Source organism: Campylobacter concisus, from assembly GCF_003048595.2.
Taxonomy (GTDB): Bacteria; Campylobacterota; Campylobacteria; order Campylobacterales; family Campylobacteraceae; genus Campylobacter_A; species Campylobacter_A concisus_L.
Window position 1 is genome coordinate 944,849 of sequence record NZ_CP049270.1, and the last position, 13,053, is coordinate 957,901.

Below are 13,053 nucleotides of genomic sequence, written 5' to 3' on the forward strand. Positions count from 1 at the left end.
AAGGAGAACAACATGCAAAAAAGAGAGCTTATCTATGAGGGAAAAGGCAAGAAAATGTACGCCACAGATGATCCAAATCTACTTGTGGCTGAATTTAAAGACGATCTAACAGCATTTGACGCTCAAAAAAGAGGCAACGAAGCTGGCAAAGGCGCACTAAATAACAAAATCTCTACTCAGCTTTTTAAACTGCTAGAGAGCAAAGGTATCGTGACTGACCTAGTTGAGACAATAAGCGACACTGAGCAAGTGGTGAAAAAATGCGAGATTATACCTCTTGAAGTTGTTGTGAGAAATATTGCAACTGGCTCACTTAGCAAAAGGCTTGGCATAAAAGAAGGCACAGTTCTACCTTTTACACTTGTTGAGTTCTACTACAAAAATGACGATTTGCACGATCCACTAGTTACTGACGAGCACTGCATCATCATGGGTCTAGTAAAGAGCGAAAAAGATCTTCAAACTCTAAGACACACAGCAAGAGAGATCAACTCTATCTTATTTAAATTCTTTGCAGAGAGAAATTTAAAACTAGTTGATTTCAAAGTCGAATTTGGTATAGACAAAGATGGCAACATCATCTTAGCTGACGAGATAAGCCCTGATAGCTGCAGATTTTGGGATGCTACAACAAACGAAAAACTTGACAAAGATAGATTTAGACAAGACCTTGGTAGCGTAAAAGTAGCTTACGAAGAAGTTTTAAGAAGAATTCTTTCTTAAGGACAAAGATGAAAGCTGTCGTAAATATAGCATTAAGAAGTGGGGTCTTAGACCCTGCTGGTAAGGCAGTGGAGCACGCGCTAAATTCGCTTGGATTTAGCGGTGTTTCAAATGTCAGGATAGGCAAACAAATCGTTTTAGACATCGACGAGAGCGATAAAAACAAAGCAAAAGAGCAGCTAAAAGTGATGTGTGAAGAGCTTCTAGCAAACACTGTCATCGAAGACTACGAGATCGTGCTATGAAAGTAGCGATCATACTTTTTCCTGGCACAAACTGCGAAGAAGACACAGCTCACGCTTTTAAACTACTTGGCTGCCAAACGCAGATCATCTGGCACAAAGAAGATAAGATCGAAGCTGATCTAGTCGTTTTGCCTGGTGGTTTTAGCTACGGCGATTACCTAAGAACGGCTGCGATAGCTAAATTTAGCCCAGCGATGCAAGCTGTAAAAGAGCATGCGAAAAAAGGCGGCTACATCCTAGGAATTTGCAATGGCTTTCAGATGCTTCTTGAGCTTGGACTTTTAAAAGGTGCAATGAGAAGAAATAAAAATTTAAATTTCGTCTCAAAATATCACCATCTAAAAGTGATCTCAAATAGCAATAAATTCCTAGCAAATTTAGCCAAAAACGAAGTAGTAAATATCCCTATCGCTCATGGCGAGGGCAACTATTATACTGATGAAAACACTCTAAAAAGCCTTTACGACAACGATCAAGTACTACTAAAATACTGTGATGCTAAAGGTAACGAAATAAATCCAAATGGCTCAGTCGATAGCATAGCTGGAATTTGTGATGAGAGCAAAAAGATTTTTGGTCTTATGCCTCATCCTGAGCGTGCTTGTGAGAAAATTTTAGGTACAGATGATGGTATGAAGATGCTAAAAGGTCTAGTTTGGTAAAACATTTTCTTTTTATCTCCCTACTCGTACTAAATTTATTTGCTGTAAATACCGACGAGGTAAGCGTTTTTGACATGATGGACGAAGCTAGGGAGGATAAATTTGTAAATAGCCCTACTTCAAATCCAAAAACTCAAAAACCGCCAAAAGAACAAGATTTTTCAAGAAAATTTGTGTCACCACAGCCAGAACGTATCACTCCAGAGCAGATGCGAAACATTGTGCCAACAAACGAGCCAGACATTAGCGTTCCAGACAATCAAGTATATGACAAGATCAAAGTAAAAGAGCTTCTTTTAAAAGCCACAAATGTGCCAAAAAATGTTGTTATAGGAGAAATTTTTAGTATTGAGATAGTGGCTGATACGCAAAATGACTTTGAGTTTGAGTTTGAGACACAGCTTGATGAAACAAATATCAAATGGCTAAATAAGAAAAATTTTCAATGGGTAAAAAGTGAAGACAACAAATATGTAGGTACTTTTTATCTTGAGGCAACAAGCATTGACGCAAAGACTTTAAAAGTTAGCTTAACCCTAAAAAGAAATGGCGAAAACTATCAGAGCTCAAGCATAAATATCTTTTTGCCGAAGTTAAAAGAGCTTAGAAGTGATGAGAACTACAACCATATCGTGGCTGATAATCTTGAAGTTAAGAAATTTAAGACAACAAAATTTGATGATATAAACAATATCATGGTTGTAGAAATTTATGGCAACAATGTCGATCTAAGCGCCTTTAATATTGAAAATAAAACGATATTAAAGCAAGGCGTAGATACTATAAATGGCGACTTTAACTCACAAAGTGCATATTATTTTGCAGTATTTAAGCCAAACAAAAAATCGCTTGACTTTAATTATTACAACCTAAAAAAGGCTAAATTTGAAAGCTTTTCTTTACCAGTTAGTGTCGAAGATGACGATGTCAGCACACAAATCGGACTAAACCCAAAACAAAGCGAGTTTAGCACCTATAAAGATGTCACGATCTACTCTTGTGCGGTAATTTTTATATTATTAGCTATTTGGCGCAGAAGGCTTAGCTACTTTTTCGTAGCAACCATTTTTATAGCACTTGGAATTTATACCTACAACCCTTTTGGTAAGGCTGTTCTAAAACCAGATATTAGCGTTTCGATCTTGCCTACAAAAAACTCAACCATCTTTTACACATCCCGTAAAAATGAAAATGTAGAAATTTTAGACACTAAAGGTGACTACTCTAAAATTTTATTTGCTGATGGTAAGATTGGCTGGGTAAAAAAGGATAATCTTGTCAAAAATTAGAGCTTTATTTTTTGCTATTGAGTTTGTTATCAGCGTTATTCTAGTCGTCTTTTTTATGTGGCTATTTAATGATAAAAATAGAGACATAAGAAAATTTTGGGGAAGGTCGCAAAGATTTTTTGGTGGATATAAACTTGAAGTGATAGGCGATTTTAGTGATGAGGCAAATATCTTGCTCATAAACCACCAAAGTATGCTTGATATTATTGTCCTTGAAGAGGTTCATCCAAAAAATCTTTGCTGGATAGCAAAGGTACAAATTGGCAAGATTCCTATAATTGGTAAAATTTTAAGCTTACCAAAAATGATAGCGGTTGAGCGTGAAAATAAACATTCACTAATAAAGCTTTTAAGTGAAGCAAAAGATAGGGTTGAAAATGGTCGCGTTTTAGCCATATTTCCCGAAGGAACTAGATCTCAAACCAATAAGCTTTTGCCTTTTAAGGGTGGTGCAAAATTATTAGTTGAAAAACTAAATTTAAAAGTCCAGCCTATCGTTATCGTAGGAAGCGATGCGATGAAAGTAAAAGAATTTAGCTTTAAAAAAGCAGATATCAAGCTCTTTTGCCTTGATCTAGTCGATACTTCAAAAGAAAACTGGTTAGAGACAACTAGAGAGAGTATGCAAAAAGTCCTAGACGAAAATAGAAAATAAATTTAGTTTTGCAAATTTGCAAAGCCCCTACTCTATATCATTATCTATAAAAATTTGACTTTATATACTAGAAATTTTTATCAATAAATTTAAAAAGGTCTAGCGGAGAGCTAGACCTAAAAATATTAGTTTTGTAGATAAGTTCTTAAGTTCTAAAGACACTAAGTTTTGAATTTAATGCATCTGTCATCTTGTTTAGATGTTCTGCCGCTGAAGCTATCTCTTCGACACTTCTAGCATTTTCGGATGAAATTTGGTTGATATTTGAGATACCTTCCATGATTTCATTTACATTTTTGCCAGTTGCGATGTAGTCTTGCATAGTCTTATCAGACATTGCTATAGCGTTATTCATCGTTTCACTCATAACATTTATAGTTTTTTCAACGTCGCTTGCCACGTGAGTTAGCTCTTGGATCTGTTTAGAGTTGATACCCATTTGCTCACTGCTATCATTAATCGCTTGAACAATAACATTGATAGTTGCATTTATCTCAGTTAAACTCTTTTGAGTCCTCTCAGCCAACTGTCTAACTTCATCAGCAACGACGGCAAAGCCTCGTCCATGCTCACCTGCTCTTGCAGCCTCTATAGCTGCGTTAAGAGCAAGTAAATTTGTTTGATCAGCTATATCATTGATAACAACAAGGACTGATTTTACCTGCTCGGCATCACGGCTAAGCTGATTGATCTTATCAGCCATTTGATTTTCAACATTAGCAGAGTCAATAATCTGTGTCGATAGCGATCTTATGGCTTCAGTTGCCGTTTTTATATGCGTGCTTGCCTTTTGAAGGTCATCTTTACCAGCTTGAGCTACTGCTAAAGATTCTTTCATATTTTCTTGCATTACTTTACATCTTTGATTTGTCTCTTCCACTATTTCAGTTGATTTTTCTACACGTTTGCCTGTTTGAAGAGATGTAGAACTAAGCTCATTTGCAACGGAGCTATTTTCACTTGAAAGGTGCTTTGTATCACTTATTAATACCCTTATTCTTTCAATAAAATCATTTATGTCTTTACTTATCTTAGCTATTTCATCTTTACCATAAATAGGAATTTTAATTGTAAAATCAGATGTTATCGCATTTAAATTTGTTCCTAGCCTATCGATAGGATTTGCAACCATCTTCTTAAGCAAGAACATCGAAACAACTATCAAAAGTAAGGTAACTATGATACTTGCTATGATGAAATTTTTACTAACTACTTTTAATGGTGTTAAAAAATCATCAGTAACAGCTGAACCTAAAACCATCCAGTCTAGTTTATCAAATGACTCAAAAGCAACTATGCAGTCAACCCCATCAATTATAATGGGCTCAACACCTTTTCCTTTTTTAACAATATTATCCATAGTAGTTTTTAGCTCACCACTTAGCTCTTGATTTGCCTTGGTTGGATGGAAGTCAAATTTACCAGTTTTAGTATTGTACAGAGAAAAATATCCATGCTTACCAAGTTTCATCTCAGAAAAAGTCTTTTTCATATTGTTTAATCCCTCGGTAGGATCATAGCCAACAAATAAAATTCCTATTACCTCGTTATTTTCAATAATAGGATCATAAACGCTCATATAGTTGCGTCCAAATAAATTTACAACACCTATATACCTATCTTTATTCATGATATTTTTATAGGCTTGACCGCTTTTGTCAAGCATTGTACCAACAGCTCTACTACCATCAGCCTTCGTCACCGATGTACTAACTCTTAAAAAATTATCACCTGATTTTGCAAAAATCGTTGAAATTCCGCCTTTTGTAGCGTTGTTAAATTTATCTAGAATATCGTAGTTATTGTTTAAAATACCATTTTGAGATATTAGTTCTATCGCTTCGTATTTACCAGTCTTACTCATCTGGTGATTGGTTGAAATTTTTCCGATCATCTCTTTAAAAACACTCATTATTAGCTCTGCACTACTTGCATTATCTTTCTCAAATAATTTAACCGTATTCATAGCAAGCTGGACGTTTTGTTCTACTGTCGTAAGCACACCATCTTTTATCTCGCGCTTTAAAATATTTGATGTATATATGACAAAACATGTCATAGATACAGCCAAAACCGTAGCAATCGTTGCTGAAACTTTTACCAAAATGCTTCGTAAATTCATTTTGTCTCCTTTTTCCAAAAAATTTTCGCCTTGATTATAGCACTATTTTAAATAAACTTTATACAAGAATGCATAATTAATAATAATTAATAAATTATCATTATTATTTTATTTATAAATTATAACTTTTTTGAAATTATTTTAAAAAATTAATTTAAAAACCTTGATAGTATTACTATCAAGGTTAAGTATATTTTTATCACTTTGTGTTATAATCTGCCAAAAATTTAAAAAAAGGAAATCAAAATGGCAGATAAATTTGAATTTCAAACCGAGGTTAATGACCTTCTAAATTTAATGATTCACTCTCTTTACTCAAACAAAGAGATATTTTTAAGAGAGCTCATCTCAAACTCAAATGACGCTCTTGACAAGCTAAACTACCTTTGCTTGACTGATGAAAAGTATAAAAGTCTAAGCTACACTCCAAGGATAGACATCAAAGTAGATGATAAGGCTAAGACTTTAACCATCAGTGACAATGGTATTGGTATGGATAAGGACGAGCTTATTGAAAATTTAGGCACGATAGCAAGAAGTGGCACAAAAGGTTTTATGAAAAATTTAAGCGGCGATGCAAAAAAAGATAGTTCGCTAATAGGCCAGTTTGGTGTTGGCTTTTACTCAGCCTTTATGGTAGCAAACAAGATCGAAGTCATCAGCCAAAGAGCACTTGGCGATAAGGCCTACAAATGGACATCTGATGCAAAAAGCTACGAGATAGAAGAGGCCAGCAAAGAGAGCTTTGGTACTGATATCACTTTGTATCTAAATGACGATGAGTTTGCAAATTCTTGGCGCATTGAAGAGATAGTCAAGAAGTATTCAAACCACATTCCTTATCCTATATTTATGGATAAGCAAAGCTATGTTGCTCCAAAAGAAGGTGAAAAAGAAGGCACTTATGAGACCAAAAACGAGCAAATAAATAAGGCAAATGCGCTTTGGAGGCTAAATAAAGCTAGCCTTAAAGAGCAAGATTATAACGACTTTTATAAGCAAATTTCTCACGACAGTAGCGATCCTCTCCTTTATATTCATACAAAGGCTGAAGGCAAGATCGAGTACTCGACGCTATTTTATGTGCCAAGCTCTGAGCCATTTGATCTATTTAGGGTTGATTATCAAAGTGGCGTAAAACTTTATGTAAAAAGAGTTTTTATCACAGATGATGCAAAAGAACTCTTGCCGCCATATTTAAGATTTATCAAGGGTATCATTGATGTTGAGGATCTGCCATTAAATGTGAGCCGTGAAATTTTACAAGAAAATGCGATCATGAGAAGTGTCAAAGAACAAAGCGTGAAGAAAATTTTAAGCGAGCTTGCAAAGCTAAAAGATAATGACCGTGAAAAATACATAAAATTTTACAAACTATTTGGTAAGGTTTTAAAAGAAGGTCTTTATGGATTTAGTGCTGAAAAAGAGCAAATTTTGGATCTTTGTCTATTTAAAAGCTCAAAAAGAGATGGTTTAATTAGCCTAAAAGAGTACAAAGAAGCAATGAAAGATGATCAAAAGTCGATCTATTATATCAGTGGCAACAACGAAAATATGCTAAGAAATTCTCCACTTCTTGAGAGCTTTAAGAAAAATGATATTGAGGTTCTTATTATGGATGAAGAGATAGATACGATCGTTATGCCAATGGTGAATGAATTCGACAAAACTCCTATAAAATCTATCTCGCACGCTGATATTAATGACGAGATAAAAAGCGATAAAAAGGTAGATGAGAGTAAAGTTGCAAATACACTTGTTAAAATGAAAGAAATTTTAAAAGATGAAGTTAAAGACGTAAAACTTAGCTCAAGACTCTCAAGCTCTGCTGCGGTGCTTATCTATGATAAAAACGATCCTGACTTTGCTATGCAAGAGATGCTAAAACAAATGGGACAAGGTGCAAACGCTCCAAAAGTTAAGCCGATCTTGGAAATCAATGCTGATCATGAAATTTTTGCAAAACTAGAGAAGAATGAGGCTATGATTTACGAGATCGCGCCTTTACTTCTTGATATGGCAAGGTTAAATGAAGGCATGAGCCTAGAAAATCCAGTTAAATTTTCAGAGCTACTAACGAAAGTTATGCTAAAAGCTATCTAAATTTATAAAGCCCAAGAGAAATTTTGGGCTTTAACCTACTTCTATAAATTTAATTTCTTATATTTATTGTTTTTATTGTAGTAAAAATTTAATTGTGTAAGCTAAATTTCCCACGCCAAAAGACGTGGGGTAAAATTTACGCTATCTTGGTAGCGTCGATGATGTTTAGATCAAGTCCAAGATCTTCAACAGATAGTCCAAGTGCAAGACCTACAAGCTGAGATAGGTGAATGATTGGCTTTCTCACGTTTGAGTGGTTCTCATCTTGATATCTCTCTTGGTAGATGTCAAGTTGCATTTGACAAAGCGGGCATGGTGTGACAACTACGTCAGCGCCGTTTTCATCGGCGTTATTTACGATCTGACTTGACATTTTTCTTACAGATGTGCCAGCTGGATAACTAGCGTGGAAACCACAGCAATCAAGTCTTTTCTCAAATGGCACGATAGTAGCACCAAGTGCGCCTACAACAGTTTCAAAGCTCTTTGGATTGACTGAGCTTTCTCTATTGTGCAGATCTTTTTCAGGCCTTAGACTGTGGCAGCCGTAAAATAGCGCTACTTTTAGCCCGCTAAGTGGTTTAACAACCTTTGCTCTTAGCGTTTCTACGTTTTGATAAAGCACCCAAAGAAGGCTTGTGATCTCGGTTGAACCATTGTATTTCATATTACCCTCAGCCAAGAAAGTATTTATGCGGTCCTTTGCACCCTTATCAAGCGTAGTTTTAGCTCTTGTTAGAGTTAGCATGCAAGTTGAGCATGTCGTAAGCATAGGCATATTCATCTGTTCAGCAAGCGCTATATTTCTAGCATTTGCCACAAGCGTAGCGATAGGATCGACGTCTTGTGCTTGTTGGGCACCACAGCAGCTCCAGCCCTTTATCTCGTGAAGCTTCCAGCCAAGTATCGGAGCGATAGCCTCAAGCGACATCTTAGCCTCTTTAGCTGCTTGAGAGAGTACGCATCCTGGGAAAAAAGCGAATTCGTTTTGCATAATTACTCCTTACTAGCAGCTTTGCGAGCCGCATTTATCATTTTTACTAGATCATCATGTCCTTCTATGTCCTCTTCGCCGAAAATATGAAGCGGATTCATCTTACCTGCAAGCATTAAATTTGCAGCGATATCCATTTTGCCCATATTTCTAAACACTCCCTCAGAGCGAAGTGCAAGCTTGATCTCATTTAGTCTGCCTGAGCCATCAACTAGATCGGTTAAAAACGCCTCAGCATGATCTGGTCCCATACCATCATCAAAGCCTTTTTGTATAGCCATAATGCGAAGATCAGTTATATCTTTGCATGCGCTTATGCCTTTTGGACAGCGATCAGCGCACTCTTGGCATTTTACACACATCCAAAGCCCATTATCTATAGCTGGTTTTAGGTGCGGCATAGGATCTTTACTACGTGAATCAAAGGCCGCTCTATAAGCATGAACAAATACAAATGGCTGCATATAATCGCTCGCATCAGCTTCAAGTTTATTACACTCGCTAGCGCACGCACCGCAAAGTATGCAGTCCCATTCAAGCGCTACTTTTTCATACTCTTTTTGGCTTTGCTTACAGCCTTTTTCTGCGCTAAATTCTGACTTAGCAGTGATGCTAGGCCTAATCTTGCGTAAATTTTCGATACTTGGCTCCCAGTCCACCATAAGATCAGATATAACCCTGAAATTTCCAAGTGGAGAAATTCTTATGCTCTCTGGATTGTCATACTCCGCCAAAAGCTCATTCATCTTCGTATCACAGGCTAGATATGAGTGGCCATTTACTCTAACAGCGCACGCACCGCATATCGCTGAGCGGCAAGATGCTGTGAAATTTAGCGTCGCATCCTTTTTTTGTTTGATATCAAGAAGCACTGTTAAAAGAGTTTTCCCTGCGATCTCTTCATTTGTTAGTTCATAAGTTGATTCATATTTTTTAGTTCCGTCAAAACGGTCGATAATAATTTTCATCCTAGCTCCTTACTCTGGCTTCTTGCCGTCAAGTGAAAATATGCCTGTCACAACGTCTTTGTAGCTAAGTTCAAGCTTGCCGTCTTTTAGTGTGACTATGCTGTGTTTTAAGAAATTTACATCATCTCTTTTTGGATAGTCCTCTCTTGTGTGAGCGCCACGGCTCTCAAGACGATTTTGCGCTGCAAGGCATGCTGCACGAGAAAGAAGTATAAGGTTGCCAAGCTCGACATAGTCAGTAAATGCTGTGTTCATGACTGGGTTTTGATTTGGCACTTTAAGGGTGTCATATTTTGCTTGGATAGCTTCTAAATTTTTAGAGAGCTGATCTAATTTTGCGCCAGTTCTAAAGATACCCATTAGATCCCAGTTGTTTTTACCAAGCTCTTCACGAAGTGCGTACATGTCGTTCACACCGCCCTCGCCTGTTGCTATGGCTTTAAATTTATCCTGCCACATTTTTGCTAGCTCAGAAGTCTTTTTGCCGCTTGCAAATTTTGCATTTTGAGCGTAAGCACCAGCACCTTTGCCAGCTAGATCGCCAGTTACAACTGCATCAGTTAGGCTGTTTCCGCCAAGGCGGTTTGCACCGTGGATAGACACGCATGAAGCCTCACCACCTACATAAATTCCAGGAATTTTTGTGCTCATATCATCAAATTTAGCTACCTCTATACCGCCCATTGAGTAGTGAGCTGTTGGACGGATAGGCACTGGTTGCTCGATTAGATCGATATTTTGGAAAAGCATAGCTGTGTGGCGAATTTTTGGAAGCTTTTTCATAATAGTATCTTTGCCAAGGTGGCGAACGTCACAAAGTACGTAAGCGCTCATGCCCTCACCAAAGCCTCTGCCTTCGCGAATTTCTGTCTCGATCGCACGAGCGACAACATCACGTGGAGCTAGCTCCATCTTTTCGTGATAGTTTTTCATAAAGCGCTCGCCCTTGTTGTTTAACAAGTATCCACCCTCGCCGCGAGCAGCTTCTGTGATTAATGTGCCACCATTTTGAACGCCAGTTGGGTGAAACTGAAGCATCTCAGGGTCTTCAAAACCAAGACCTGCTTTAAGCGCAGCAGCGATGCCATCACCAGTTGCTATAAATGGAACTGATGTGCGGTTATAAAAAATTCTAGTGTATCCGCCAGTTGCGATAACAAGAGATTTGCAAAGAACTGGGTAAATTTGACCATCTTGGATGTTGCGAAGAACGACGCCCTCAACCTTGCCATCTTCAAGACCGATCTCAAGCAGCTCGTGATCCATTAGAAATTTAACGCCAGCTGTGATAGCGTCATCAAGACAAGCATGCATCAAAATGTGACCAGTTTTATCAGCTGCGTAGTTACAGCGCTTTTTGCTAGCGCCACCCATGAAGCGAAACGCAACATCACCATTATCTTTACGGGACACATCGCCATTGTCTATACGAGAAAAGAGCATACCATTGTGATCTAGCTCATGTATGACTGCGCCTGCTGCCTCGCAAAATTTCACAACTGCATCTTGATCGGCAAGATAAGCCGCACCTTTAACTGTGTCATAAGCGTGAAGCTTGAAGCTATCACCATTACTAAAGTCAGTAACGCCGTTTATGCCACCCTCCGCCATACAGGTTGCATTGCGAGATGGCATCATCTTTGTAGTGACAACGACGGTTGAGTTTGGATATTGCTTGCGAACGGCTGTTGCTGCACGAAGTCCAGCACCACCAGAGCCGATTATTAGCACATCAACAGATGGTAAGCCATTTTCATTACCTTTTGGCAACTCACCAGCAAAAACATTGGTCGCACCAGCTGTTGTAGCTAGCGCACCTACGCTGATACAGGCACTTTGTAGAAATTCTCTTCTGGTAAATTTTTCACTCATTGATAACTTCCTATCTTAGTAAATTTTTAGCGTTTAAAACGCACCGCCAGTTCATTTCTTAATATTTTTTAAAACAACTACATTAATTAAATAATTAATAATGAAACATTACATTAAATTTACTTAAAAGAAACATAAAGATTTATTTTAGATTAAGAAATGAGAGCTGATATTAAAATCAAAAAGGATAAAATAGGCTTTTAAAGGTAATTTATATAAATATAATGGTAGAAAAATTTATAAGATATATAAAAATTTCTACCGATTTGAAGTTTATTTTTATTTTTGAGTTTTTAAGCTTTAAAAGCTCTTTTTTAGGATATTTTAAAGATAAATTTACTTTTTATACTTAAATAAATATATTAAATATAATAAATAACCTTATTTTTGTCCTATTATCAAAATTCACCCTTTGGGTGCAAAATTTCTTTTAGCTCGCTATCACTTAGCTTGTAGTTATAAAATCTCTCGTAAAACTCTCTTGTTTTTTGCTCTAAATTTAGATCACTAAATTGCTCTGGGTAAAATGTCTTAGCCAGCCAAAGCGGATATAACGCACCTTCAGCACTTCTTACATTCCAAAGATAAACACCACTTGGCACTACAAAAATTTCTCCATTTTGCACAGCTTTTAGCTTAGCAAATGATGCGTTTTTGGCGATAGCATCGGCACTTTTTTGTGAATTTGTGATGATGATATCTGGGTTAAAGATGATGACTTGCTCTTCGTTTATCGCTTTTGAAATTTTAAAATCATCATCACTTAGCTCTGAGCTTAAATTTATACCACCGGCCACGCTAATATACTCTGCGCCGATATCTTTTGAGCTGATGGTATTAAAGTTTCCTGAGTTGTAGTTAAGCACCAAAACTCTCTTTTTTGGCGTTAAATTTGCTATTTTTTGACTTACAAATTTTATGTTGTCGTTAAAATAGTCATTAAACTCATGCGCCCTTTTTACGCTCTTTTCACCCCAAATTTCAGCGATCTTGCTAAAGCTATCTTATATCTCTTTGATGCTTTGAAATTTATCTATCTTCACAACTGCGATGCCAGCGCTCTCTAACTGAACCTTGCTATTTTCATCAAACATCATACCAATTGGCCCAAAAACAACTTGCGTTTTTGACGCGATGATAGTCTCGACGCTGCTACTTAGCATGCCGCTTTTATTGTCGTTGCTCTTTATTTTTGGAAAAATTTTTGACATAAGTGGAGGCAGTTTTGGCGCACCGCTAATTATATGATCTTCGTTGCCAAGCATCGCAGAGACCTGCACAAAAGCCCCTATCAAAGGTGTCGCACGCTCGATCACGTCAGGCACTTCTACCTTTTTATTGTCGCTATCAAGCACCACTCTTGCTTGCAAACTAACAAGCAAAAAAGCCAAAAGTAAAATTTTCTTAAACATATATTCTC

The 13,053-nt window shown here is 37.1% G+C and carries 11 protein-coding genes and 2 pseudogenes; 6 read left to right on the plus strand and 7 right to left on the minus strand.

Translation table 11 applies throughout. The features are described from left to right. Positions 1–12: 12 nt before the first annotated feature. Genes purC through CVT15_RS04815 form a run of 5 tightly spaced genes read left to right on the plus strand, consistent with a single transcriptional unit; the run spans position 13 to position 3,574 of the window. Positions 13–723: a phosphoribosylaminoimidazolesuccinocarboxamide synthase gene (purC, locus tag CVT15_RS04795; protein ID WP_009293856.1), complete on the plus strand. Its 711-nt coding sequence runs from the start codon at positions 13–15 to the stop codon at positions 721–723. Between the two features lie 8 nt (positions 724–731). Continuing rightward, positions 732–968 carry a phosphoribosylformylglycinamidine synthase subunit PurS gene (gene purS, locus CVT15_RS04800; RefSeq protein ID WP_009293857.1) on the plus strand — a complete coding sequence of 79 codons (237 nt, stop codon included), beginning with the start codon at positions 732–734 and terminating at the stop codon, positions 966–968. Next, positions 965–1,630, plus strand: a complete 666-nt coding sequence (purQ, locus tag CVT15_RS04805) for a phosphoribosylformylglycinamidine synthase I (RefSeq protein ID WP_087585912.1) — start codon at positions 965–967, stop codon at positions 1,628–1,630. Before purS ends, purQ begins: the two co-directional genes overlap by 4 nt. After that, positions 1,624–2,919 carry an SH3 domain-containing protein gene (locus CVT15_RS04810; RefSeq protein WP_087585913.1) on the plus strand — a complete coding sequence of 432 codons (1,296 nt, stop codon included), beginning with the start codon at positions 1,624–1,626 and terminating at the stop codon, positions 2,917–2,919. The genes purQ and CVT15_RS04810 overlap by 7 nt, the downstream gene beginning before the upstream one ends. Further along, positions 2,900–3,574, plus strand: a complete 675-nt coding sequence (locus tag CVT15_RS04815; protein WP_230853988.1) for a lysophospholipid acyltransferase family protein — start codon at positions 2,900–2,902, stop codon at positions 3,572–3,574. Before CVT15_RS04810 ends, CVT15_RS04815 begins: the two co-directional genes overlap by 20 nt. Positions 3,575–3,719: 145 nt before the next feature. Here CVT15_RS04815 and CVT15_RS10315 read toward each other — a convergent pair. Together CVT15_RS10315 and CVT15_RS10320 are read right to left on the minus strand one after the other, a co-directional pair. Further along, positions 3,720–4,775: pseudogene (locus tag CVT15_RS10315) on the minus strand (methyl-accepting chemotaxis protein); the annotation flags it as partial. 24 nt (positions 4,776–4,799) lie between these two features. Next, positions 4,800–5,696 (minus strand): annotated as a pseudogene (locus CVT15_RS10320) (Cache 3/Cache 2 fusion domain-containing protein); the annotation flags it as partial. A gap of 246 nt (positions 5,697–5,942) precedes the next feature. Here CVT15_RS10320 and htpG point away from each other — a divergent pair. After that, positions 5,943–7,799: a molecular chaperone HtpG gene (htpG, locus tag CVT15_RS04825; RefSeq protein WP_103576321.1), complete on the plus strand. Its 1,857-nt coding sequence runs from the start codon at positions 5,943–5,945 to the stop codon at positions 7,797–7,799. A gap of 136 nt (positions 7,800–7,935) precedes the next feature. Here the strand turns inward: htpG and sdhE are convergent, their stop codons facing one another. The 5 genes from sdhE to CVT15_RS09965 form a co-directional block, all read right to left on the minus strand. Continuing rightward, the gene (sdhE, locus tag CVT15_RS04830; protein ID WP_087585917.1) at positions 7,936–8,793 is read right to left on the minus strand and encodes an 8-methylmenaquinol:fumarate reductase membrane anchor subunit; all 858 of its coding nucleotides are present in this window, start codon (positions 8,791–8,793) and stop codon (positions 7,936–7,938) included. 2 nt (positions 8,794–8,795) lie between these two features. After that, positions 8,796–9,761 carry an 8-methylmenaquinol:fumarate reductase iron-sulfur subunit gene (sdhB, locus tag CVT15_RS04835; RefSeq protein WP_103576320.1) on the minus strand — a complete coding sequence of 322 codons (966 nt, stop codon included), beginning with the start codon at positions 9,759–9,761 and terminating at the stop codon, positions 8,796–8,798. Between the two features lie 9 nt (positions 9,762–9,770). Next, entirely contained in the window at positions 9,771–11,633 is a 1,863-nt protein-coding gene (gene sdhA / locus CVT15_RS04840; protein ID WP_103576319.1) for an 8-methylmenaquinol:fumarate reductase flavoprotein subunit, read from the minus strand. A 398-nt stretch (positions 11,634–12,031) separates the two neighbouring features. Further along, complete coding sequence (locus CVT15_RS09960; protein WP_258033171.1) at positions 12,032–12,622, minus strand: ABC transporter substrate-binding protein; 591 nt, start codon at positions 12,620–12,622, stop codon at positions 12,032–12,034. 15 nt (positions 12,623–12,637) lie between these two features. Then, on the minus strand, positions 12,638–13,045 hold the full coding sequence (locus tag CVT15_RS09965; RefSeq protein ID WP_230853882.1) for a hypothetical protein: 408 nt from the start codon (positions 13,043–13,045) through the stop codon (positions 12,638–12,640). Positions 13,046–13,053 lie beyond the last annotated feature (8 nt).